This is a genomic window from Legionella lansingensis (genome assembly GCF_900187355.1).
GTDB classification, from domain to species: domain Bacteria; phylum Pseudomonadota; class Gammaproteobacteria; order Legionellales; family Legionellaceae; genus Tatlockia; species Tatlockia lansingensis.
The window spans coordinates 60,756-86,262 of sequence record NZ_LT906451.1 but is presented as its reverse complement, the minus strand read 5'-3'; the positions used below and the strand labels follow the sequence as shown (position 1 = coordinate 86,262).

Here is a 25,507-nt window from a genome sequence, read left to right as displayed (position 1 = left end):
GTTATAATTTCTCAAAATCTCAACAGCACTATCATGAAAAAACACATCTTAATTCTCAACACAGGTGGCACGATTAGCAGTGTGCGCACAACAAAAGGCTATGAGCCTGCTCTTGGTTATGTGCAGAAAGCACTGGCACAAATTCCAGCTCTTAACCATCCGCAAATGCCTGATTACACCATCAAAGAATACGATCCTTTGCTAGACTCATCGAATATGACGCTCAACGATTGGAATCGTATTGCTGATGACATTGCTAATGAATATCAACGTTTTGATGGTTTTGTGATATTTCATGGCACAGATACAATGGCTTATACAGCCTCAGCGTTATCCTTTATGCTTGAGCATCTGGGTAAGCCCGTCATAGTAACGGGTTCGCAAATTCCCTTATCAGAGGTAAGAAATGATGCAATAGACAATGTCATCACATCACTATGGCTTTGTGCCCATCAACCGATTTATGAGGTTTGCATCTATTTTAATCAGCGACTATTAAGAGGCAATCGCACTCAAAAGATCAGTGCCCAACGCTTTGATGCGTTTGACTCACCGAATTATCCTCGTCTCGCATCAATTGGCATCAGCATAGAACTTCACCGTGAGCTTATGTTAGAAAGACCCAGCAAGCCATTCCATTTGCAGACACTGAGTTCGCAATTCATTGCCAACTTTCGTTTATTCCCAGGCTTTGCCACACAAGTTCTTGATGATATTTTACAACAACCCCTCAAAGGGTTAGTGTTAGAAACGTATGGAGCAGGGAATGCGCAAAATAATGATCCCCATTTTTTGAAGAGCTTAAAAGCTGCTTGTGACCGAGGGGTCGTCATCGTCAATTGCACGCAATGTCAGCAAGGCCGAGTGGAGATGAGTCAATACGCTACTGGCTATACACTAAAACAAGCAGGCCTCATCAGTGGTCATGATATGACACCGGAGGCTGCTCATTGCAAATTGCTTTATCTGTTTAGTAAGTATTTAAGTACCCAAAAAGTTAAAGAACTAATGCAAGCCAATTTATGTGGCGAATTAAACAGTCAACTCTAACGACTTATGTTCAGGATCGATGGCCTTCTTAGCTTTTATAATACACTCTTCTAAAAAACCACTTTCTGGATGCAGCGTGGGCAATTGAATGTTAATTGTGGAGAACAAGGCAAAGGTGATAGGCAGCGACAGCGTTGACCCATGCTTCTCACATAATTCCTTGTTAGCCCTTTCTAGTTTATCCAACCAATCCCACACGCGCGATTTTTTTGTAGTTGGATAATCCTCATGCTGGCTATCTAACGTCCCTAGATCCCTTTCACACTCCTCCAATGTTTTCATGATGAGCTGTTCCTTTTGCTCAGATAGCTCAGAAAAAGAAGTTAATTTGGGATTTTGTGCTATTTTTCCCAAACCACTAATTTTATAACCATCATCAATTTTTTGTGCATAATAAAGAGCAGCAAAGTAGCGGAAAAGATTCAAGGGTTCATCATCATTCGGGAAATCGAGTAGGTTGCTTTCATTAAATTTTCTATAAACTTTCTCTAGCTGCTGAATGACATTTCCCATCGCTGGACCAAAATGTCCCTCATCATTATATTTTTTCTCTTTGCTTTTTTTAGCAGCAGCTCCTTTACAGTCATTAAGCAACTCCATTAAGTGCTCAAACGTTTTTTCATCACTTTCTTTATCTTGTGCACTCTCAAGTTTAACCAATAATTGATCAGCCAAATCACGCTTCGCTTTCGACAATTCTTCATCGCGCCCCAAACTTACCCAACTTAGCAGGGTATTGGTCATGCAACGATCGGCTGCTACTGAATGGTCCCTGATTCGTTTAATTTTTTCTTTGAGGTATGGCTTAACAATATCAAGAAAGATGGTCATGGCACTACTCCTTTGCTCATAATTTTTTTATCATATCCACTAATTTAAAGATTCGCAACATAAACACAGACTGTTTAATTAGCTAACTTTCTTGTATAAGATGCGGCAGGCATAAAGGAATAAAAAAATCCATGTCATTACAAATTGTTATTTTAGCAGCCGGCCAAGGCAAACGGATGCTATCTAGAGTACCCAAGGTCCTGCATCCATTGGCAGGAAAACCAATGCTGACACGCGTTGTTGAAACCGCTCAGCAGTTAAACCCTGATGCTATCTATGTTGTTTATGGAAACGGTGGGGCGGAAATAAAAAATGCCTTAGCGGATTTGCCTGTTAACTGGGTACTGCAAGAACAGCAGCTAGGAACAGGGCATGCTGTACTGCAAGCCTTACCCGCCATCCCAGCGAGTTCACAAGTCTTGGTTCTGTCCGGTGATGTGCCTTTGATCCAAGCACAAACCTTAAGAGCGTTAATTGATTGTCAGCATCGGGGAAAACAAGCAGCTCTAAGCTTGTTACTTGCAACACTGGATGACCCCAAGGGACTTGGTCGCATTGTGCGCGATGCTCATGGGGAAGTCATTGCGATTGTTGAGGAAAAAGACGCTACGGAAAAGCAAAAACAAATCAAGGAAATATACAGCGGTATCTGTTGTGCGCAAGCCAACGATTTAGCTCGGTGGCTGCCGAACCTGAAAAATAATAATGCGCAAGGAGAATATTATTTAACTGAAATTATTGCCTTAGCAGTATCTGAGCATTTACCCATTGCTTCCATGCAGGCGACAAACAGCTTGGAAATTAGAGGTGTAAACGATCGTTTACAATTGCAACAACTTGAGCGCGTATGGCAACAAAATTATGCCAGGGAACTTCTGTTATCAGGGGTTTCTATTGCAGATAGTCATCGCATTGATGTGCGCGGTGAACTTCGCTGTGCCGCAGATGTTTTTATTGATGTGAATACGGTCTTTAGTGGCACTGTTATTATTGGTTCTGGTTCTCAGATTGGTCCAAATTGCGTTTTAAATAACGTAACGCTCGGAGAAAATTGTGAAATTTTGGCTAATTCCGTTCTCGATAATTGTGTCATTGGCAACGATTGTCACATTGGCCCCTTTGCACGTTTAAGACCCGGGACTAAGCTTGCGGACAAATGCAAAATTGGCAATTTTGTTGAGACTAAAAATGCAATATTTGCAACTGCCTCCAAAGCCAGCCATCTCAGTTATTTAGGCGATGTAAACATCGGTAAAGACGTCAATATTGGTGCTGGCACCATTACCTGCAATTATGATGGTGTGAATAAATATGAAACGATTATTGAAGAAGGGGCTTTTATCGGTTCCGACACACAATTAGTCGCCCCCGTCACGATTGGAGCTTACGCCACGATAGGTGCTGGCAGCACCATCCGCAAAGATGTGCCTGCCGGAGAACTCACATTAACTGAGAATAGACAAAAAACCATCTTTGGTTGGAAGAGGCCGGTGAAAAAAGAACCGTAGTAAAAACTACTCCATTGGGTCGCCTGATTTTGACAGGGAAAGGCTTCTTTTTAATCGTGCCCTCATAGAGGATCCCTAGCCTCAGGATAGGAGCCCTCCTTCCGCACCACCCTTCGATTAAGATCGTTAGCTGTCAATTAGGCTGGCAATGAAAATACATTCATCGCTCATGCAAGCACTAATCCAGCTGGAAGAGAATTCCGCGTGAGAACCGGATTATTCGAAAGTGTTTACCCAATTGCGTCATCCTCGCGTAAGCGGGGATCCATCTTGTTGAAAGCCATTGTGCCATCCCAGAATGGATTCCCGCCTACGCGGGAATGACCCAGTTTAACGAACAGTCTCGATTGTTAAATTCTAGCGCTATTTATGGCAAATTTATACCCAAACAGACAAAATTATTGTATAATTATTTATTATTTATTTATTTTGATCAAAATGAGTAGTTATTTGAGCAAATATAAGGGCTTATCTTTTTTTTCTTATGAAGCTCCTGAACCTAATGTAAAAGGCCAAACTGTTTCGGATTGGAATAGACAGATGGAAGCCAAAGAATTAGGCGCTTATTATATAAATGGCAAATCATTATATGAATTAAGAGTAGAAGAAAAAGGAACTGACGATCTGCAAGCTTTAAGATTTAAAGATCAGGAAGATTTAAAGCAATTTTTTAAATCTTATTTATTTTCTAATTATGAATCTGAAGAAGTTCAAAAGTCATTAGCGGAGAAAGCTATATGGCATTTTCATCAGAAGGGTTTGCAACATGCAACTGACGGTTGTCTTAATAGCAGAGAAGATCTTAAGGTTAGTGAAGCCAAAAAACGAATTGATTTTGATACTGAGACTTCAAAAGATGGTTTACTAATTACCGAACAAAATACTTATCAAGGAAATATAGCTGATCCCAAAGCAGGGAAGATTTTGGTTAAACAGATAGCAAATCCAGGTCCTGATGACTATCATGCACAAACGACAACAAAGTATCTAGTTACCCCCACGGGATTTTCACTCTTAGACTTAGACGTTGACTGTCCAAATAGAGAAGCTGCCGATATTTTTGATAAACGCAGCCTACTAGAAAAACTTGTTGTCATAGTGAAAAAATTGATTGAAGATCTTGGTATTGGTAGTAAAGATAAAGTCGAGCAAAAAGAGGATGCTCCTTCCATGACGCAACCTATCGTTTTTCAGTGGGAAGACGTCGAACAAGCATCTAAAACGCATACGCCATCCAACCCCAACCTTTAAATTTCTGGACTTAATCTTCTCTGGAATAAGAAGATTAAGTCGTTTGAGGAATTTGTCCGTATAAGGAATTATATAACCACAATACGATGGGCAAGCCTATCAAGGTGGCACCTAATTTAAAAGCCCAGCTACTCATGGTCAGATTCAGAATTTGATCAGATGGATAAATTCCGCCAAATAATAAGCTGTAATTCACCAGGCAAAGTAATGTGATAGCAACTGCATTGGCTATTAAAACGCGCCAAATACGATTACTGCCGAACTGTATTTTCTTTAAATATTCAAGCAACATGGCATTACTGACCATCGTAATAAATAAACCTGAAGTCGCTGCTGGAATACGTCGTGGCACAATAAAAGAATAGAAGGGATTGAGGTTAAAAAATTCCGGCGATGGCAATGCAACAGCACCGTTTAGTAATAAATCAAAGGTCAACTCGGCTACAATCAGCATTACCGTCAAGCGTAGGTTTGCTTTGTAACCATATAACTCACCAATGAGGTTACTGATCATCATCACGAATGGGAACAAAAGATTGCAGGCAGGTAAAGTCCAACCGTTGGTGAAAGACACCAGGCGATATTCACAAGCGATGCAAATTAACATAAAAATCACTGCCAAACCTACAAGATAATGGTAAAGCGTATATGACAAATAGATTGGAGATGGCCTTTCAGCACGCCAATGGTTCTGCCTGGTAAATAGAAGGAAGCTTAGATAGATAATCCCAGCCGAAAAAAGAATTCCGGCAACGATCATCAAAGAATCCGTATAAATTTGATCAAAACTGTGCGCATGGGGATCGGAGAACAGCAAAAAAAAGTCCAGAGTAAAAAAGCAAAATCCCCCGAAGAGCGCCAAGAGAAGTTGTTTCTTTGGGGAAAGCAATACTTCCTTTTTTCTTGCACAACATAATAAATGAGGCAAATAAAAACCCAAGGCAAATGCCAACGTTGAGGCAAAGAATTTCTTAGGTATATCCTCAAAGACAATTTGATAGGCGGGGTTATCATGCATATATTCCGCCGCCGGTAAATTGACTAATAAATAAATGCCTATGGAGAATAAATAAAGAGCCATAAGTGACTGGTTTAATATATGTCGCTGCTGAATTACCGTGCATTCCCTTAAAATAAATAGATAAATAATAGCAACCACAGGACAAACCACACTGCTCGCGGTAAACAATAATCCTTGAATAACAATAATCTTAAATGAGATATTAATTAGTAAAATAAGGCAAGTAAGCATGCCCACGGTAAGAGCTAAATAGCTTCGTGTTTGATGGGTAGTGGAGAAAGTGATCATAAAAAGCAATACTCACATTGTCGCGAAGATTAAAACCTGCTTGCTTGGCCTCTAAAGTGTGCATTAATATAACATTTACAGCTTTATTTTTGCAAATTTTGATAACTACGTGTAATTATCTAGCATCTTTTTGATTACCCCTCACCCTGCCCTTGTATGTTAGAACCCTCGCAAAGATTACCTTGTCGGTGGTCTTTTGCAAGGGTTCTAACATACAAGGGAAAGGCCTATCTCCTTGTTATAAAAAGAGTAACACATCTAGGTGATCAAACTTACATTTGTGTCTGTTTGCACAATGACCTTACGAGGATCAAGTTTTCCAGTTTCTCCAAAAAAGCCCGCTGTTCCCACACCATTTGTATCTTTTCTACCTCTAATGACCAAACTGGGATCCAATTTTCTCTTACGCAATGTATCACTCGTCTTCTCGCTCTGTTTATTGTCTTTCGCTTCTTCTTCTGTAATCTCAACAATTTTTACCTTGTCAACGGGTTGCAATGATATTTGTGATACGGGAATCACCTGACGAGGATCCAGACTTTTGCCTTCAATTTGCAGGGGGGGACGAATTTCAGGTGTTTCTTGCTTCTGTCCACGTAGCAAAAATCCCTCTGTGGCAGGCAGGGATGGTGCTTCACCACTTTGCAGAGCAGGAAGTGTATGACGGATAGACTCCAATTGACGCATGAATTGTTCATTTTTCATCAGGTTTAATAACAGCTCAACAACAGACTTTGGCCAACCAAAAATAGACCTTACGACCTTCGCAGTCATACTACTAGGAGGCAGAAGTGCAACCTTGGTTAGCATATAGCCTTTGACTTCATTGATGTTGTCAAGAGCATGCATGGTCCTTCGTTGCAACGGAGGCCAAGGTATAACTGGATCATTTATAAACGCTTTGCGACTACGCAACATCCGGGGAACAAGAACAGGTTTCAAGACGTTTTCTGACACAGGATTTGACCAAATCACCTCAGCGTAACGGGATGCATCCTCCAAGGAGAGCAAAGGTGCTTTTTGTTCTCTCAACAAACGAGGGATTTGCACTTTCAAGCCCAAAAGAACCGTATCAACAATAAAACCAACCAGGCTGTTATACGCAGCCACAGGATCAGGTAAATTGCGCAGCGATTCACGAACAGGGGGTGGCAGTGTCATTTGTGTAGCCAGCGCAATTTGCCCAATTAAAAGAAACTGTTGCATTGTGGTCCCATAAAACACAGAAGGAATACCTGTATAATGTTCAATCATGGAGTTAATGTAGCAAGAAAGTACGTAGTGAGTTATACCATGAGACAATGCCAACTCAGGGTACTCTCGTAGGTATTGTTCCTGATGTCGACTGCATAATTCAGGCACTGCAAGCGTGATTACGTAACGCCCATCATGATAAATATTAAAAGCGGCGGCGAGACCTCCACCAACTCCCGGGATATAACCTATAAAAGAAATGGCAGCTTTCGTCGCCCAATACTCAATCAAATCACGGAAAGAGCCTTTCAGAAAACGCAGCGTCGTGCATTTTTCTTGCTCGCATAACGTCATCGGAGGGTTTGGTTTGACGCTGTTCAATATGCCGCCTGCTTCAAGAGCAAGGACTGTAGTTCTTACTGTAATTTGGGTTTTCTTACGGATAGAGTATGCCCCATTTGCCAGCCATAGTAGCCACAAACCCAATTGTAAAACGGTCTGAGCACTTAACCATGCTTCATTCGGATGATCATGCAAGTAGTCTTTTCCTTGTTCTTGCAGCAGCTGATGGCTGTAGCTGATGACCACCAGAGGCAGTACATCCTCGACAGCAATACGTCCTATCCCATAAGCAATTTTCCTTACTTTTGGATTGACAACACTACGTGCCACTCGAGGAACAGCTGGAAGCTGCTCCAACAATCGACCTGCGGTATTGTACGAAAAGTTAAAGAGACCATTTACTCCATCAGCCAGTGTAGCGTTATTCCAAATTTTCGAACCTAATTCTTTGGCATTTTCCGTAAACACTATGATTTCAGTATTCTGAGTAACTTTCTCAAGTTTCGGATTAACAACACGACGTGCTTTTTGCGGCACAGCAAGAGCTTCTTTGATCAATCTGTCTGCTGTATCAGTGACAGAGACATTCCAAATCCCATTACCCCATCCTTTGACAGTTTCCTTAACTGCGTTCCATTTATCCCACCACCCCATAAATGCTCTCCTGCAATTGTAGGAAATTCCATTCTATGAGTAATGTTAAAAAATTACCAGAGTAGCCGAATTTTTGCATTGAGAACTCGATCTGCAAGTTTTTATTTGCTTGATCTTGTAGAACATCGAATTACCGTGGTCAAGCCACGGTAATTCGATTTTAAATCATGACGTTTTCGGAGGCTGTAAATTTTTGTCCTTAAATTCACAAAGATCACAAATAAGGCACTGATAGCAACGAGGCTTGCGAGCTATGCAAATATAGCGACCATGAAGAACCAACCAATGATGCGCATCGTGTAAAAATGCCTTGTCCACATTTTGCAGAAGTTCTTTCTCCACTGCTAGCGGTGTTTTACCTTTAGCAATGCCTGTTCGGTTGGCAACGCGAAAAATGTGAGTATCTACGGCGATAGTAGGTTGGCCGAATGCCGTATTGAGTATTACATTGGCCGTTTTTCGTCCGACCCCAGGTAACTCCTCAAGCGCCTCTCGACTATCCGGAACCTCGCCTGCATGCTTTGTCACCAATATCTGGCATGTGTTAATGATGTTTTTTGCTTTGCTGTTATACAACCCTATTGATCTTATGTATTCCTTGAGTTTCTCCTCTCCTAAAGCAAGTAAAGCCAGCGGTGTATTGGCAACAGGAAATAATTTCGCAGTAGCCTTGTTAACACTAATATCTGTGGTATGTGCAGAAAGAATCACTGCAATGAGCAATTCGAACGTCGAACTGTAACGCAATTCTGTCGTTGGATGAGGATTTTGAGCCCGAAAGCGCTCAAAAATAGCGCGCCTTTTTTCTTTATTCATGATTCTTTTTTCGCTTGCACTCGGGCAAGTGCTTGTAAGATATAATCTTGTTTGGCTTTGATGTCCTGCAAGTGATTGCTGCTTTCTGCAGCCAACTTGCGCTTCTCACGATAAGCTTGCTGTTTTTCCTGCTCTTCTCGTAAAAACCGCGCTTGCCGCGCATGATAACGCTGCCGCGCTTGCTCTTTATCATAAGCAGTTTCAAGGAGCGGTAACATTTCAATACAATCCACAGGGCAAGGGTCGACACAAAGCCCGCAGCCTGTACATTCATGCGCAATAACGGTGTGCATGAGTTTGCCACTACCAATGATGGCATCCACAGGACAAGCTTGGATGCATTTAGTACAACCAATGCATTCTGCTTCACGAATGAAAGCTCGTGATGGAGGACGCTGAGTTGCCTGCGCTTCGGCTAAATAAGGTGTGGCATCAATGCCTAACAATTCTCCTAGCGCTTTGACTGTGGAGGCGCCACCTGGAGGACAACGGTTGATTGGTGCTATACCCTGTGCCAGAGCTTCAGCATAAGGCAAGCAACCCGCATATCCACAATCACCGCATTGTGTTTGTGGTAGAAGAGCATCGATGGCTTTAACAGCGACCATTATTTTACCTGCATTCCTGGTAGAGCACCTTGATCAGGTTGCAATAGAAAAATACCCTTTCCATCCCCAGCTGCCAAAACCATGCCTTCAGACACGCCAAAACGCATCGTACGGGGCTCCAAGTTGGCTACCACAATCGTTAGCCTACCAATTAACTCAGCAGGAGCATAGGCGGATTTGATACCGGCAAAAACTTGTTTCTGTCCTTCACCCAGATCCAATTGCAGTCGCAGTAATTTATCTGCCCCCTCCACTTCTTCAGCGGCAATGATACGCGCTACCCGCAGGTCCACCTTGCTAAATTCTTCGATACTAATCGTGCTTGATTGCAAACGTGTCTCCTCTGTCTTCTTTTTCTGTTCTGTTACCGAAGTACCCTTGGCAGACTTAAGCATAGCCTCAACGTTTTCTCTTTCCACACGCACCATCAGCGGGCTAAAGGTATTAATGCGATGGCGCAACAAAGGTTTTTCGCTATTTTCCCAATTCAATGGCTCGCAGTTTAGAAATGATTCAGCCTCTTTGGCCATCTGTGGTAACACCGGTTTCAAATAGGTCATTAACAAGCGAAAGAGATTTAACCCCATGGTGCAAATTGCTTGTACTTCTGAGAGACGTGCCTCTTCTTTTGCTAATACCCAGGGTTTATTGGCGTCAATATATTGATTCACACGATCGGCACATTCCATGATTTGACGAATCGCTTTTGCATAATCACGCTGCACAAAGGCATCAATAATCTCTTGACGCAAGGCAAGAAGATCTTGAAATAACTCAGGCGCATGCAATTCATCGCTAAGCTGATTATCAAAACGCTTATTGATAAAACCAGCACAGCGACTAGCAATATTGACAATTTTGCCAACCAGGTCGGCATTAACACGGTTGATAAAATCGTCGAAATTTAAATCCAGATCATCAACCCTGCCGTTTGATTTGGCTGCGAAATAATAGCGCAAATATTCAGGATGCAAATGCGCAAGGTAAGTACGTGCTTCGATAAACGTGCCTCGCGATTTAGACATCTTCTGACCTTCAATGGTCAAAAAGCCATGTGCAAAGACAGCAGTGGGTAAACGATGACCACTGCCAGCCAGAATGGCAGGCCAAAACAAAGCATGGAAATACACGATGTCTTTGCCAACAAAATGGTACAATTCCGTGCTCGAATCTTTATCCCAATACTGTGCGAAAGAAAGTCCCTGCTGCTCACAATATTTCTTGAAACTAGCCATGTAGCCGATGGGGGCGTCGAGCCAGACATAAAAATATTTATCCGCCGTTTTGGGGATTTTAAAACCAAAATAAGGCGCATCGCGGGAAATGTCCCATTGCTTAAGCCCTGCGGCAAACCATTCATCTAATTTATTGACCACTTCCGTTTGTAGATGCCCTTTACGTGTCCAATCCCTTAATAATTTTTCGTAGCGTGGCAAATCGAAAAAATAGTGTTCAGAATCTTTCTCAATCGGTTTTGCGCCTGAAATAGCAGAAACAGCATCAATGAGCTCTGTTGGTGAATAGGTAGCACCACAAGATTCACAATTATCACCGTATTGATCAGGCGTGTGGCATTTCGGGCAGGTTCCTTTGACGTAGCGATCGGGCAAAAACATCTTTTTGATAGGGTCATAAGCCTGACGAATGGTTTTCTTCACAATATCCCCAGAGGCAGTCAATCGCTCATAAATGAGCTCAGCCAGTTGCTGATTATCTGGGGAATGGGTGGTGTGATAATAATCATAATGTATGGCAAAGGCTTTAAAGTCACTCTCGTGGCTTGCTTGCATTTCTGCAGTCAATTGCTCTGGCGTGATACCCAACTGCTCCGCTTTGAGCATGATGGGAGTACCATGGGCATCGTCACCACAAACACTAATGCATTCATGACCAAGCATTTTGTGCGTACGCACCCAGATGTCTGTCTGAATGTGTTCCACCAAATGCCCCAAATGCAAGTGCCCATTGGCATAAGGCAGAGCACTGGTTACCAACATTTTACGAACAGTTGTCATAAGATTATATCTTCAGCATGGAAATGGCGAATTATAGCGCATGGACGAGAATGCTGCATCTTTCATGGAGAATAGTTGTTACTTGATCTTTAAGTTTCAGCGAATTACCGTGGCTTGACCACGGTATCCATAGTTACTTGAAGATCGCTAGATACCGTGGTCAAGCCACGGTAATTCGGTTTGCCTTGTCAAATTAAAAACTTGAAGTTCAAATGTTTAATTATTATTGAGGAATGTATGAGAGGGAATAAAAAAAACGCGGCTAGAAGCCGCGTTTTAAAAGAATTATACTTGGTAAACAGTAGATTCAGGGTTAAATTCTTTAGAATCTTCTTTATCCTTTTTCTTATCATGCTTATCAGTGCTGATAGGTGATTTATGGTGTGTAGGATTCTCAGCTTTTTTAGAGCTTGGGCAACAGCTTGTTAAGCTTGCTACACAACCCATAAGACTACCCATAAGTGAAAAACTGCTACCCTTGGTATGTCTAGAAGTAGATTGAAGTTCAATACCTTCATCCAAAGCGCTGTATCTAGGCTGATATCTTGTAGCACGCTGAGCACTGCGATCAATCGCATTGTATATGCTAACAGCTGCATTAAACAATGTACTAACAGCCAAGCTCAGACCGAAAGCGATAGCACCAGCAGCAGCGGTAGCAGCGGTAGCACCCATAGTAGCTAAGAAAGCAAATGGGGTTACACCAAACATTGAGAAGGCAGCAATGGCTGGGAGAGCAGGTGGGAAGAAGACAATAGTGGTGATAACACCAGCTGCAGTCAGACCTGCTAAACCCAATGCTGAAGTTGCAGCCCAGTGCTTACGCATAAAATTTAACATTCTACGGAACATAGTTGTTTACTCCTTGGTTAAAAATCGTTGCGAATCATATCAAGCTGTTTAAAGAAAGTGAAACGAAAATGTGCAATATGTTGTAACATTTTCGTAAAGTATTTGTTTTTATTAGCTTATTTGTACCTACTCTCCCATTTATATTACCGACTTCCCGCGGTCAAGCCGCGGGAAGTCGGCGGTGAGCGAGTAATTACGTTTATTTCATTTATATTTCGTAGGATCAGGCCATTTTGCGGCTGCAAAACCTTGTTTACGGAATATGCAACTATCACATCGCCCACAAGCTTCCCCGGTTTCTGTTGCTTGATAACAAGAAACGGTCAAAGAATAATCCAAACCCAAGCTTGTTCCTTTGAGTATGGTTTCGGCTTTTGATAAGAATTGCAAAGGCGCATGCAATGTGAATAAATCACCGGCAACCCCCGCCTTAGTACCTAAATTTGCCACCTTTTGAAAAGCTTCAATGAATTCTGATCGGCAATCCGGATAACCGGAGTAATCAATGGCACTCACGCCGATAAAAATATCACGCGCATCAATCACTTCTGCAAAACCTACGGCAATAGCGAGAAAAATCGTGTTTCTGGCGGGCACATAGGTTACTGGGATAGTTTGTGCACCTGAGTAATTCGGCACAGCAATGCTTTTATCCGTCAGGGCTGAACCACCAAACTGTCCGATATCAAGATTCACAATTCGATGTTCAACTGCCTCTAAATGTTTGGCAACTCGACACGCTGCGGTAAGCTCCGCAGTATGACGTTGTCCGTAAGCGAAACTTAATGCATAGCAAGCAAAACCTTGTGTTTTGGCAATGGCCAAACAAGTGGCAGAATCCAACCCACCTGATAGTAAAACAACTGCTTTTTTCATTCAAATATTCCGCTATTTTGTAGGTTGGGCCTTGGCCCAACAATCTATGATGAATTTAGATTTTTGTTGGGTCTAAAGACCCGACCTACCTTGCTTAAGTTGTGTTAAGGAGAAAAAGGGTTATTATTAGAACATAAAATGGCATAAAAATCATTTTGGTTGTATTGCATAATCCCCAGCAAAGATTTCATTAAGATTAGATTGGATTATCGCTTACAGGGTATTCCTGATGGGAGTTATTTTTTTTATTAAGACATAAGAACCGCGTGTCCTCATACACGCGCTCTTTGGCATAGGCACTGAGCGCATGGCAACGAGGAAAAATGAGCCGCAACGGTATTATTTTATTTAAGATAATACCTGATTGCTATTTGAGCTCAATAACAAAGTCTTATGTGCTTCATCAGAAGAAAGGGACTTAGGCTTGTCAAATAGCCGATAAATACCATGCGTATCTGCTTGATTAGTTTCGGATACGCTTTTCTTATAAGCGCTATTGACCTGATAAACCACATAAGGTACGGTTATCAACAAGGCTATAGGCCATGAAAATGCGGCTGTTGTGATGATAAAAGCAGGTCCGGCAGTATTATAAGCCAACCTTTTCCAAAAATCGGAATAAGCCTGACTGGACTCTTTTGTCAGCTGGCTCATTAATTCAAGATGTGTATCATCATTTTCAATATGGCCATTATTCTTTTCACGCTGTATAGCGATCGTTGATTTTTTATAATTCTTGTATTCATCGGCTGTAGCATATAAAGCATTGCCAATCATACTTAAAACAGCCAACGATAACCCACCTGAAAAGAAGACTGTAGCACCAAAACCAATGGCGACAAGACTGGCAGCCATGATATTGATGGCATAGTAAGCACATTGTGCCTCCCATTCATCATTTAAAATATCGAGCTGTCTTTGAACAACAGCATACTGGGTTGGGTTTGACTCAGGGCTTAAAGACCTTTTTTGTTGCCCTAACTCCTGAACACGCTGTTTGTATTTGGTGGATTCGAACAGCCATTGCGCCATTAAAAGTGCTGCATCAAAAACTAAAAACACCACCGTGGCATTCGCTGCGGCAACATCCGATATATTGAATTGCTTGTTATAGTTAGTCAATAAATTTACTGTGCCCCATACGCCATCATTAAGCATGGAAAAACCACGTTTTTCCATTTCATCGGTAAAGACCTGATCACTCGATAACTTATCTTCAAGCTCAGCTTCAAGGATATGCCTCGTCATCGTAACAAGATTAATCATGAACCGTAGAGCGTAGATACCAACGCTTAGGACATATAAAGTCTGCTGAGGTTTTTCCAGCAATTTTAGAAAATCAGAAGCACTATAATCCAGCCCCATCTGGGTATTCAGTTGAGTTAAATAATCAGAAAATCCATTGGCTTCAAGAAAAGCAACCATCTCCTTGACAAGACCACGACAGTAAATCCAATAAATGCGATAGGAATTTAAAAGAGAGATATTACTTCTCAATTGAGCTGAGCTGCTGAATGAGCCACTTACTTCAGACAGACCACTGGCTAATTTACTTCTTAGGAATGATGGAACAGTGGTTGGCTTATTGTTGGCTTTATCCTTACTGGAATCAGCCTTCCTAAAAGCAGCTATTTCGTTTTTCTTCTTTTGAAGATCCTCTAATTTTGCTCGGACATAATTTAACTTATAATAGGAAATCATTAAGTCACATAATGTCTCCATATAGTATATGACGTCATTGTTGCGATCATTTTCCCATCTCTTTTTATTAGAAATAAATAATTGATATAGCGATGAAAACTCAGAATCAAGCTGATTTAAGTTAAAATCCTCGGCTTTAAAATTGAAATCACCCACGTTACGGCTTCCATTGAAGGCATTGTCTTTAATCTTTTTTACCTGAGAGACCATATCACTTACCTATTTGTATTAATAAAAGATATACTGCATATTACTTATACCAAGTATTTATTAAGAAAATATTAAAATTTGAACAAAAGATAGATATTTTTTCTATTTTGCAATAAACGTGGGATGTCTCAGCAATTAGGGTCTAAAAGAAGATCATAGGTCTGATTTGCATTATATATTGACTTTCGTGTCCATATCTTGGACCACGGACATTGACAACCATTACACCAGCCTCTTAAAAGTGTATAATTGCAAGATTTGTTGCGCAATTATTCTTCTCTTATGAATCTCGAAAAGCAGTATGATGTTATCGTGGTGGGTGGTGGTCATGCCGGCACTGAAGCAGCACTTGCTTCGGCCCGCTTGGGCGCGCAAACCTTGTTGCTGACTCATAATATGGATTTGCTTGGGCAAATGTCTTGCAATCCTGCCATTGGTGGCATTGGTAAAGGACATTTAGTCAAGGAAATCGACGCCCTTGATGGCGCAATGGCTTTAGCTGCCGACAAGGCCGGTATTCAATTTCGCATGCTCAATGCCTCTAAAGGTCCTGCTGTCAGAGCCACACGCGCACAAGCTGACCGCGTACTTTATCGGCAAGCCATACGACAACAATTACAAAGCCAAGCGAATTTAACTCTATTTCAACAGGCTGTTGAGGATATTCTGATTGAAGGCGAGCGCGTCACGGCTGTGGTCACGCAAATGGGTTTGGTATTGCGCGCGCGTGCTATTGTCTTAACAGTGGGTACATTTCTAGGCGGCAAGATTCACGTCGGTATGAGCCAATATGCCGGCGGGCGGGCGGGTGATCCACCTGCCATTGCTTTGGCCAATCGCCTAAGAGAATTGGATTTACCGGTGGGTCGATTAAAAACAGGAACACCTCCGCGTATTGATGGACGTTCACTTGACTATAGCCAAATGACCATTCAGCCGGGTGATGAGACCATCCCTGTGTTTTCTTATTTAGGACATGTGGGTTTACATCCGCAGCAGGTCCCTTGTTATATTACCCACACGACCAGCACCACTCATGAAATCATTCAAGCGAATTTGCATCAATCTCCGATGTATGCAGGCGTGATTGAAGGCATCGGTCCACGCTATTGCCCTTCTATCGAAGATAAAATAGTGCGCTTCGCTGACAAACCGTCGCACCAGATTTTTGTTGAACCCGAGGGGTTAACCACGGATGAAATTTATCCGAATGGTATTTCGACCAGTTTGCCATTTGAGGTTCAAGTTCAATTTGTGCGCACCATCAAAGGTTTCGAAAACGCTCATATCACTCGTCCAGGGTATGCCATCGAGTACGATTATTTTGACCCACGCGGCTTGAACGCGTTCTTGCAAACGAAACCCTTCGGCAATTTATTTTTTGCTGGTCAAATTAATGGCACAACGGGTTATGAAGAAGCGGCGGCCCAAGGGTTAATTGCGGGCATGAACGCCGCTTTGCAAACTCAGGATAAGGCGCTTTGGTCTCCTCGTCGTGATGAAGCCTATATGGGCGTTTTGATTGATGACTTGATAACCTGCGGCACGCAGGAACCTTATCGTATGTTTACTTCACGTGCTGAATACCGCTTGCTGTTACGTGAAGATAATGCCGATTTACGCTTAACTGAAAAAGGACGTGAACTAGGATTGGTTGGTGACCATCGCTGGCAAACCTTTTGCGAAAAAAGAGAAGCCATAGAACGTGCACAAACACAACTCAAAGCCACCATCGTGCGTGTCAGTCACAATGAACATCTGAATAGTGTTCTAGACAATCCATTGCAACAAGATTGTAGAGCGTCCGAATTGCTAAAACGTCCGGAAATAACGTATCAGCATTTGCAAGACATTACTGCTTTGGGTTTATCGAAGTTGACCACGGATGTGGCCGAGCAAGTTGAGATTCAAAGCAAATATGCAGGTTATATCGAGCGTCAGCTCCTCGATATTGAGCGCCTGCGCAAGCACGAAAACACCCAGCTGCCCAGTACGTTGGATTACAGTAAAGTGTCTGGTTTATCCACCGAGGTCGTGCAAAAATTAACGCGGATAAAACCAGCCACTCTGGGTCAAGCCGCTAGGGTTTCTGGCGTAACACCAGCCGCCTTATCATTGCTTTTAGTGCACCTAAAGAAACATCGGGAACCCGCATGAGCAAGGATCCGCGGATTACACACCTCTTAAGCGAAGGCTTCCTGCAGTTGGGCTTAAAAGCAGACATTGCTCCTTTTTTACAATACTTACTGTTATTAAATAAATGGAATCGCAGTTATAATTTAACCGCCATTCGTGACCTGGATACCATGGTCACACGTCATATTTTAGATAGCTTAGCCATCATTCCATGGCTAAAAGGTAGACGTGTTGTGGATGTCGGCACTGGAGCAGGTTTGCCAGGGATCCCGTTAGCCCTTTATAATCCGCAACTTCAGGTAGTATTACTCGATAGCAATGGCAAAAAAATTCGTTTTCTAGAAGAAGCAAAACGAGCTTTAGCCATTAATAATATCGAAATTGTGCAGTCACGCGCAGAAAACTACCACCCACACCAAGGTTTTGATACAGTAATTAGTCGGGCATTCAGTGACTTAGCGCAAATGATAAAATGGACTTCTCACCTCATTGGCAATGACGGTATCTGGCTTGCCATGAAGGGGCGCTATCCTGAAACTGAATTGGCGAGCATCCATCTACCTTACCAGGTCAAATCGTATTTAGTACCTGGCCTTGATGGGGAGCGTTGCTGTGTCATTATCAGTAACAGATCAACCAAGGAATCATCATGGCCAAAGTGATAGCCATTGCCAATCAAAAAGGAGGCGTTGGCAAAACAACAACAGCAATTAACTTGGCGGCCTCCATTGCAGCAAATCGCCATGCCGTTCTGCTTATTGATTTAGACCCTCAGGGTAATGCAACCATGGGCTCAGGGGTTGATAAGAACGCTTTGGTTCATACCACAAATGATGTATTGCTCCGTGATTGTTTGGCACAACAGGCCTGTCTAACAACAACGTGTGGCTTTGATCTCATTCCTGCCAACAGCGATTTAACTGTGGCAGAAGTTAGTTTGATGGAGAGGGATCATCGCGAAACCTTTCTATTTAAAGCGCTGCAATCCATTCAAAAAACCTATGATTTCATTTTGATTGATTGTCCTCCTGCTTTAAATACATTAACCATTAATGCCTTGGTGGCTGCTGACTCCGTGCTCGTTCCCATGCAATGCGAATATTTTGCACTAGAAGGCTTAGCAGCGTTGCTGAACACCATCGAGCAAGTAAAAACCAGTGTGAATCCACGCTTGCATATCGAAGGGGTGTTACGCACCATGTACGATGCTCGCAACCGCTTATGCTCAGAAGTGTCGAAGCAACTTCTCGAGCATTTTAATAACAAAGTTTATCGTACTGTAATACCACGCAATATCCGCCTGGCTGAAGCGCCCAGTCATGGCGTGCCCGCTTTACAATATGATAAAACCTCTCCTGGTGCCGCAGCTTATATGGTCTTAGCTGCAGAGGTGATTAGTAAGCAACCCTTAGTCGTTTAATTGAGGTAAATTATGACAGTGAAAAGCAGAGGGTTAGGACGTAACTTATCCGCCTTATTAGGTAATACCAACACGACGCTACTTGTTGATAAACCAACAAGTGAACCCCTCAAACTAGCTATTCATTGTTTACAACCAGGAAAGTATCAACCTCGGGGTGAGATTGAAGAACAAACACTCGCCGAGCTCGCGGCATCCATTCAACAACAGGGCATCTTACAACCCTTAATTGTGCGCGAAATCGCTGAAGGACGTTATGAAATCATCGCAGGTGAACGCCGTTGGCGGGCTTCACAATTGGCAGGTTTAAACGAAGTACCAGTGATCCTGCGTCAAGTCGATGATGAAACAGCCATGGCGATGGCTTTGGTTGAAAATTTACAGCGAGAAGATTTAAATCCGATGGATCAAGCCCGTGCCATGTATCGTCTTACCAGTGAGTTTGGTTTAACGCACCAGCAAGTAGCTGACGTGTTGTCAAAATCACGCACTGCTGTAAGTAATTATTTACGTTTATTAAGTTTAAATCCTGGGGTTAGACGATTGTTAGAACATGGCGACTTGGACATGGGACATGCCCGTGCATTGCTCATGCTGAGTGATGATCAACAACTTGCAGCGGCTGAGCTTATTGTTGCCAAGAACCTGTCCGTGCGTGAAACCGAAAAGCTTGTTGCTCGCATCAAAGCTGGGAAATCAGAGCCTGTCCCAAAAACTGAAGTTTCCCAACTTGTACAAGAACAACTACAAATACTTTCCAAACAGCTAAACACCAAAATTCGACTAAAGCCAGGCAAAACCGGAAAGGGGACCTTAGTTATTCACTATGATAACCTGCAGCGCTTGCATGCCGTTATTAAGGAATTGCTAGGATAGTGCCTAAAGTTGAGAATGTTTACCCTCTCCCCCTGTGGAGAGGGATATTTCAAGACTTGTTAAGGATTTTGTCCTGGTGATGCAAGTCCGTTATGGTCAAACTTAATGGTGCATGCATAACGGCATGGAGCATAGGGCGGAACCTTTTTCCCTTTTTTAGTAATATCAGCGTTTGTATAACGACAAAGGATACTGGTGCCTATTCTATAGAGATGACCAGCCGTTCCATCCTCTTGCACCTTAGGGCCTGTCAATGAATTATACAGAAGTTTTGCTTGCGTGCCTTTGATCCACATTTGCTGGCCTGCAGCCTGAGCACTAAAGGCAGAAAACAATGCAACAATCAATAAAGATAGTGGCAGATAGGATTTCATACTTTGCCTCCCTGCACCTAAGTATTTATTGAGTTATAGCATATTGCAATAAATACAGCCAATCTGTGCAAATTGCAGGGTGTGATTAAAACTGCGGTTTCCTTACGCCGACCGCGGTCAAGATGCGGGACGTCGGCACAAGGAAAAACAAGATAGTTAATAAAAAAACCACATTTTTTATCACACCCCAAATTACAAATTTAACATTTTGGCGATCTGCGCAAGTACAAGATGGCTAGATGGCCATTTCCCTAACTCACCAATATAACTCCCTCCCCACGGCGCTGTTCGAATGGGGTTAGTGGAACCAAAGATCCCGAGCACAGTAGCTCCCACAGCTGTTGCAATGTGCATAGGTCCACTATCATTTGACACGACTAGACTAGCTCGTTTCAACATGGCAGCAAGTTCGCTTAAATTTAGTCCAGCGACCAATTTCGTTTTGGGTAGTAACTGTTTGCAATACGCTTCCTCAAGCGGTCCAGGACACATGATGCTGGTCATCCCAAGTTGATTGATTTGCTCGGATAACTCGCGCCAATGAGGCCAAATTTTATAAGCACCCTGTTTTGCAGCACCCGTAGCAGAAGGGCAAAATATAATAAAAGGATCAGTGATGTTATCTCGTTTTAATCGTTCTTCTACCTTTAATTCGCTAATAGGATTTAAAGGGAGATGAATTGATTTTGGAATACTTGTTGGCCAAGAAGCGTCAGGTAGCCAAGTTAACGCTGCAAGTTTTGCGATTTTCCAAAAGTATTCGACTTCATGCAAATGCCTTTCTTTATCAATACTTCTATATAACAAGACATTGCGAATCGTATTTTTATAACTGACTGCTTTCTTTTTTGCCAAGTACGTGATCAATGCACTCGAAAAACTATTCGTAAATAATAATGTATTTGTTGCTAAATTTTTGCTAATTTCATTCCGCGCAAGACGGATTGATTTAGGAAGATAGAATAATTTGGCTGGCAAGCTTTGTAATAAATCAAAAATCCATTTTTGGCCATACAATTGCAAATCAAATCCAGCAGATTTTAATGCCTGTAAGGATGGTAATGTCATCACTACATCCCCCACCCAATTGGGCAGGCGAACAATCAGAGGTATGCTATGCATCGTTGGCGATTTTATGCTTTATAACCAATAAACAAAGATAAACAAGAATAACCAAACCACATCTACAAAGTGCCAATACCATGCTACGGCTTCAAAGGCAAAATGACGCTCTGGTGTAAAGTGACCACGGATGCAACGTATCAAGATAACAATAAGCATGATGGTCCCAATTGTCACATGTAAACCATGGAAACCTGTCAACATGAAAAAGGTCGTACCATAAATACCGGCATCCAATGTTAGGTTCATCTCTGTATAAGCCTCATGATACTCATTGGCTTGGCATACCAAGAAGAGTAGACCTAATGAAATAGTACAAATCATGGCAACAACGAGTTGTTTGCGCTTATTCAATTTTAAAGCCCAATGAGCCCAGGTGATGGTAACTCCGGACGTTAACAAAATAAGGGTGTTAACTGCAGCCAATCCCCAAGCTTGCATGCCTTCTTTTGCTCCAACGAAAATTTGATTGTTGGGGTTAATTAATAAAGGCCATCTCGCCTGGAAGTCATTCCACAAGGTAATATGAGTAATGGGATGAACTTCGCCTCCCAATACAGGAATCGACCAAAGTCGTGTGAAGAAAAGAGCACCAAAGAAAGCACCAAAAAAGCAAACCTCAGAGAAAATAAACCAGACCATTCCCCAGCGATAAGAACGATCAACCTGCAAGTTATGAAGTCCTTTTTGATTTTCATAAATAACTTGACCAAACCAGCCAAACATCATAAAGACGAGAATACACAAGCCTAAGGTAAAAATATAAGGCCCATACCAATCATGATGTAGCCAAGATGCAGCTCCCACTAACGTCGTGGTTAAACCAATAGAACCAACAAGTGGCCAGTGACTGGGTTTAGGTACATAATAAGTGCCATGTGCGCCCATCGTTTACAATTCTCCTGTTCTACTTTTTGTTATCACAATGTGGTTTTTGTGATTTTAATTCATTATTCTGTCGGTAACGTCAAAGAGTGTGTATGCCAAAGTAATTGTCTTGATATTGGCTGGTAAATCCGTATCAAGATGAAACAATAGCGGCATATTCATCGCCTCGTGCCCATTCAACGTTTGCTGGGTAAAGCAAAAACATTCGGTTTTTTTTAAATACTTCGCGGCTATTCCAGGAGTAACGCTAGGAATAGCTTGCACCGTCATGCGATGATTTGTTTTGTTCTCAGCATAAAATGCCAGCTTAGCTACTTCTCCTGGATGCACTTTTATCTTTGTTGTTTTGGGATAAAACGCCCAGGGCAAAGCACCATTGTTAGTTGCCACGAACTCTACAGTAACTATTCTATCTTTAGCAATTTTACTAGGGCTAGCATCGTAGGCCGTCACCGCCTGGCTTACTTTGCCATTGATCCCCAAAGCCTTGCAAAGGCTATTGTAAATAGGCACCAAGGCAAAACCAAAAGCAAACATCCCAATCACTATGGCAGCAAGTATGATAATTAATTTTGCATGACTTTTCTCTGCCATCGTACCTCTCTCTCTAAACTGCCGTTAAGCCATTAATGAATCTCTGGTGGGATAGTAAAACTATGATAGGGTGGCGGAGATGGTAAGGTCCATTCCAAGCCACGGGCCCCTTCCCAAACTTGAGCATCCACTTTTTTGCCCTTGCGGACCGTGGCTACCACATTGTAAAGGAATAACAGTTGAGCAAATCCAAAAGCAAAAGCCCCAATCGTTACCACCATGTTAAAATTAGTAAACTGCAGCGCATAATCCGGGATTCGTCGCGGCATACCCGCAAGCCCCAAGAAATGCATAGGAAAGAAAAGCACATTTACTGAAATGGCTGACAACCAGAAATGCCACTTACCCAAACGTTCATTATACATATGACCTGTCCACTTAGGCAGCCAGTAATATACACCGGCCATCAGCGCAAAAATCACACCTGGAACGAGCACATAATGGAAGTGGCCCACAACAAAATAAGTATCTTGATATTGGTAATCAGCAGGAACTAACGCCAACATCAATCCAGTAAATCCACCAATGGTAAAGAGAAGTACAAAAGCTACAGCAAAAAGCATAGGCGTCTCAAAGGTCATGGCTCCTTTAAACATTGTACTCACCCAATTGAACACTTTTACACCTGTTGGCACCGCAATTAACATGGTGGTGTACATAAAGAAAAGTTCAGCACCTAAAGGCATACCTGTGGTGAACATATGGTGTGCCCAGACGATAAAGGATAAGAAAGCAATAGCTGCTACCGCAAAAACCATTGAATGGTAGCCAAATAGTGGCTTGCGACTAAATGTCGGGATGACTTCTGAAATCACACCAAAGGCTGGTAGCACCAACACATAAACTTCAGGGTGACCAAAAAACCAGAAAACATGTTGAAATAGCACTGGATCGCCACCACCCGCTGCTGAAAAGAAACTAGTACCAAAATGCCTATCTGCAAGCATCATGGTTACAGTTCCCGCAAGAACTGGCATAATGGCCAGCAATAAGAAAGCGGTAATTAACCACGTCCATACGAACATTGGCATTTTCATGAGAGTCATGCCAGGAGCACGCATGTTGAGAATAGTGGCTATGATATTAATTGATCCCATGATAGATGAAATACCTGCCATGTGAATTGCAAAAATCATGAAATCTGTGCTGGGGGGGGCGAAGGAAGTTGATAAAGGCGCATACATTGTCCAGCCAAAGTTTGGACCACCGCCACTATGAAACATGGTTGACATTAATAAGCCAAAGGCAAAGGGTAAAATCCAAAAACTCCAGTTATTCAAGCGCGGTAAAGCCATATCTGGAGCACCAATCATCATTGGGATTTGCCAGTTAGCCATACCAGTAAAAGCAGGCATTACAACCCCAAATATCATGATTAATCCATGCATCGTCGTCATTTGATTAAAGAAATTAGGATCAACAAAACGATGTCCTGGCTGGAAAAGTTCGGCTCTGATGACTAACGCCATGATTCCGCCTATAAAAAAACTCACCAAGGCTAGCCATAAATATAATGTACCAATATCCTTATGGTTAGTCGTAAAGAGCCAGCGTTTTATAAAACCAATGGCACCCTTACTTTGTTCAGGACCATGCTCTTCATGTTCTAAATCATGAGTTATCACGTCACTCATCGCAAACCTCCAGCTTGAGCTTTATTCACCATTGTTGGTGGTTGATTATCACCCTGACGTACTTTGGCGACATCAGCCGGTTGTACCTCATCATCTGTATTATTTTCCCAGGCATTACGTTCGTAGGTAGCGACTGCAGCAATTTCTTTATCATTCAGTTGCTCTTTAAAGGCTTGCATAGCTGTGCCAGGAACACCATTTAGAATGATATCAATGTGTCGTTCTATAGGTCTTCCAACAGCAACTGAGCTTCCTTTAAGCGCTGGATAAACCGGTGGCATACCCTTACCATCAGCGCGATGACAAGCAGCACAGACTTGATCATATTTTTGTTTTCCTAGGCTGATGAGTTCTGCACGCGTCATTTTCACTTGTACTTCTGGCTTGACTTCTGCTGCAGCATATTGATCCCTGGCCTTGGCTTGCTTGGCCACCCATTGATCAAATTCCTCTTCACTAACCGCTTTCACGACAATAGGCATGAATGCATGATTCACTCCACATAGCTCAGCACACTGCCCTCTGTAAACACCAGGCTTTTCTATTCTTGCCCAAGCCTCATGCATGAATCCTGGCATAGCGTCACGCTTTATACCCAACTCTGGTACCCACCAAGAATGAATAACATCATTTGAGGTAACCAAAAATCGAACTTTTTTATGGATGGGGACAACGAGAGGATTATCAACTTCCAACAAATACCACTGGCCTTTAGGTTCTTGATTTTCAATTTGTGCGAAGGGGGTCGATAAATTACTGAAAAAACTAATCCCTTGATCGAGGTATTGGTACTGCCATTTCCATTGATACCCTACAACCTTAATTGTTACATCTGAGTCACTGGCATCTTCCAAGTTTATCAAAACCTTGGTTGCGGGAATAGCAAGGCCTACGAGAATTAAGAAAGGAATAATAGACCACACAATTTCCAGGCGTGTGTTATCGTGAAAGCTAGCTGCGGTATAACCTTTTGATTTGCGATGGTGTATAAGTGAATAGATCATGACACCAAAGACCACGACTCCAATGATGGCACAAATAACGATGGCTATCATGTGTAGGTCATACATGTCCTTGCTTAAAGGAGTAACTCCTTTATACATGTTCATCTGCCACTTATCTGCCGCAGCCATTACCGTCTGGTTCATTCCCAGTCCAATGATGGCAGCAAGCACTCCGCTTAGCTTTAACCCGTTTCGCATCCCCATATCACCTCTTCAAGTAGCCAGGCCTTAAACGTCTTACA

General features: G+C 42.4%; 22 protein-coding genes. 7 read left to right on the top strand and 15 right to left on the bottom strand.

Annotated features, from left to right (window positions below; all coding sequences use genetic code 11):
- The first annotated feature begins 33 nt into the window (after positions 1-33).
- Positions 34-1,050 carry an asparaginase gene (gene ansA / locus CKV79_RS00385; protein ID WP_028372370.1) on the top strand — a complete coding sequence of 339 codons (1,017 nt, stop codon included), beginning with the start codon at positions 34-36 and terminating at the stop codon, positions 1,048-1,050.
- Here the strand turns inward: ansA and CKV79_RS00380 are convergent.
- Positions 1,033-1,881 carry a hypothetical protein gene (locus CKV79_RS00380; protein WP_028372371.1) on the bottom strand — a complete coding sequence of 283 codons (849 nt, stop codon included), beginning with the start codon at positions 1,879-1,881 and terminating at the stop codon, positions 1,033-1,035. The genes ansA and CKV79_RS00380 overlap by 18 nt on opposite strands.
- Positions 1,882-2,012: 131 nt before the next feature.
- On the opposite strand from CKV79_RS00380, the gene glmU reads away from it, so the two are divergent.
- Together glmU and CKV79_RS00370 are read left to right on the top strand one after the other, a co-directional pair.
- On the top strand, positions 2,013-3,389 hold the full coding sequence (gene glmU, locus CKV79_RS00375; RefSeq protein WP_028372372.1) for a bifunctional UDP-N-acetylglucosamine diphosphorylase/glucosamine-1-phosphate N-acetyltransferase GlmU: 1,377 nt from the start codon (positions 2,013-2,015) through the stop codon (positions 3,387-3,389).
- A 369-nt stretch (positions 3,390-3,758) separates the two neighbouring features.
- Entirely contained in the window at positions 3,759-4,640 is an 882-nt protein-coding gene (locus CKV79_RS00370; protein WP_028372373.1) for a hypothetical protein, read from the top strand.
- 34 nt (positions 4,641-4,674) lie between these two features.
- Here CKV79_RS00370 and CKV79_RS00365 read toward each other — a convergent pair whose 3' ends face one another.
- From CKV79_RS00365 to CKV79_RS00325, 8 genes are all read right to left on the bottom strand, one after another.
- The gene (locus CKV79_RS00365; RefSeq protein WP_028372374.1) at positions 4,675-5,949 is read right to left on the bottom strand and encodes a VUT family protein; all 1,275 of its coding nucleotides are present in this window, start codon (positions 5,947-5,949) and stop codon (positions 4,675-4,677) included.
- Positions 5,950-6,207: 258 nt separating this feature from the next.
- Positions 6,208-8,139, bottom strand: coding sequence for a hypothetical protein (locus tag CKV79_RS00360; protein ID WP_028372375.1), 1,932 nt, complete (start codon positions 8,137-8,139; stop codon positions 6,208-6,210).
- Positions 8,140-8,304: 165 nt separating this feature from the next.
- Positions 8,305-8,955 carry an endonuclease III gene (gene nth / locus CKV79_RS00355; RefSeq protein ID WP_028372376.1) on the bottom strand — a complete coding sequence of 217 codons (651 nt, stop codon included), beginning with the start codon at positions 8,953-8,955 and terminating at the stop codon, positions 8,305-8,307.
- Positions 8,952-9,563 carry an RnfABCDGE type electron transport complex subunit B gene (locus tag CKV79_RS00350; protein WP_028372377.1) on the bottom strand — a complete coding sequence of 204 codons (612 nt, stop codon included), beginning with the start codon at positions 9,561-9,563 and terminating at the stop codon, positions 8,952-8,954. Before CKV79_RS00350 ends, nth begins: the two co-directional genes overlap by 4 nt.
- The gene (gene metG, locus CKV79_RS00345) at positions 9,563-11,578 is read right to left on the bottom strand and encodes a methionine--tRNA ligase (protein WP_028372378.1); all 2,016 of its coding nucleotides are present in this window, start codon (positions 11,576-11,578) and stop codon (positions 9,563-9,565) included. Before metG ends, CKV79_RS00350 begins: the two co-directional genes overlap by 1 nt.
- Positions 11,579-11,863: 285 nt before the next feature.
- Positions 11,864-12,430, bottom strand: coding sequence for a hypothetical protein (locus tag CKV79_RS00335; protein WP_131796044.1), 567 nt, complete (start codon positions 12,428-12,430; stop codon positions 11,864-11,866).
- A gap of 204 nt (positions 12,431-12,634) precedes the next feature.
- Positions 12,635-13,306 (bottom strand): 7-cyano-7-deazaguanine synthase QueC, encoded by a 672-nt coding sequence (gene queC, locus CKV79_RS00330; protein ID WP_028372380.1) that lies wholly within the window; start codon positions 13,304-13,306, stop codon positions 12,635-12,637.
- Positions 13,307-13,654: 348 nt separating this feature from the next.
- Complete coding sequence (locus CKV79_RS00325) at positions 13,655-15,163, bottom strand: hypothetical protein (RefSeq protein ID WP_157737120.1); 1,509 nt, start codon at positions 15,161-15,163, stop codon at positions 13,655-13,657.
- A 336-nt stretch (positions 15,164-15,499) separates the two neighbouring features.
- On the opposite strand from CKV79_RS00325, the gene mnmG reads away from it, so the two are divergent.
- From mnmG to CKV79_RS00305, 4 genes are read left to right on the top strand one after another with little or no spacing between them, the layout of a single operon-like run.
- Positions 15,500-17,374 carry a tRNA uridine-5-carboxymethylaminomethyl(34) synthesis enzyme MnmG gene (gene mnmG / locus CKV79_RS00320; protein WP_028372381.1) on the top strand — a complete coding sequence of 625 codons (1,875 nt, stop codon included), beginning with the start codon at positions 15,500-15,502 and terminating at the stop codon, positions 17,372-17,374.
- Positions 17,371-18,015 carry a 16S rRNA (guanine(527)-N(7))-methyltransferase RsmG gene (rsmG, locus tag CKV79_RS00315; protein ID WP_028372382.1) on the top strand — a complete coding sequence of 215 codons (645 nt, stop codon included), beginning with the start codon at positions 17,371-17,373 and terminating at the stop codon, positions 18,013-18,015. Before mnmG ends, rsmG begins: the two co-directional genes overlap by 4 nt.
- The gene (locus tag CKV79_RS00310) at positions 18,003-18,773 is read left to right on the top strand and encodes a ParA family protein (protein WP_028372383.1); all 771 of its coding nucleotides are present in this window, start codon (positions 18,003-18,005) and stop codon (positions 18,771-18,773) included. Before rsmG ends, CKV79_RS00310 begins: the two co-directional genes overlap by 13 nt.
- A 12-nt stretch (positions 18,774-18,785) precedes the next feature.
- Positions 18,786-19,649 carry a ParB/RepB/Spo0J family partition protein gene (locus tag CKV79_RS00305; RefSeq protein ID WP_028372384.1) on the top strand — a complete coding sequence of 288 codons (864 nt, stop codon included), beginning with the start codon at positions 18,786-18,788 and terminating at the stop codon, positions 19,647-19,649.
- Between the two features lie 59 nt (positions 19,650-19,708).
- Here the strand turns inward: CKV79_RS00305 and CKV79_RS00300 are convergent, their stop codons facing one another.
- The 6 genes from CKV79_RS00300 to coxB form a co-directional block, all read right to left on the bottom strand.
- Positions 19,709-20,023 (bottom strand): hypothetical protein, encoded by a 315-nt coding sequence (locus tag CKV79_RS00300; RefSeq protein WP_028372385.1) that lies wholly within the window; start codon positions 20,021-20,023, stop codon positions 19,709-19,711.
- Positions 20,024-20,215: 192 nt separating this feature from the next.
- A complete protein-coding gene (locus CKV79_RS00295; protein ID WP_051546064.1) occupies positions 20,216-21,091 on the bottom strand; it encodes a glycosyltransferase family 9 protein in 876 nt (291 codons plus the stop codon).
- Between the two features lie 72 nt (positions 21,092-21,163).
- A complete protein-coding gene (locus tag CKV79_RS00290; RefSeq protein WP_028372387.1) occupies positions 21,164-22,033 on the bottom strand; it encodes a cytochrome c oxidase subunit 3 in 870 nt (289 codons plus the stop codon).
- A 54-nt stretch (positions 22,034-22,087) separates the two neighbouring features.
- Entirely contained in the window at positions 22,088-22,627 is a 540-nt protein-coding gene (locus CKV79_RS00285; protein WP_028372388.1) for a cytochrome c oxidase assembly protein, read from the bottom strand.
- 32 nt (positions 22,628-22,659) lie between these two features.
- Positions 22,660-24,261, bottom strand: coding sequence for a cytochrome c oxidase subunit I (gene ctaD, locus CKV79_RS00280; protein WP_028372389.1), 1,602 nt, complete (start codon positions 24,259-24,261; stop codon positions 22,660-22,662).
- Positions 24,258-25,463 (bottom strand): cytochrome c oxidase subunit II, encoded by a 1,206-nt coding sequence (gene coxB, locus CKV79_RS00275; protein ID WP_028372390.1) that lies wholly within the window; start codon positions 25,461-25,463, stop codon positions 24,258-24,260. Before coxB ends, ctaD begins: the two co-directional genes overlap by 4 nt.
- Between the last annotated feature and the right edge of the window lie 44 nt (positions 25,464-25,507).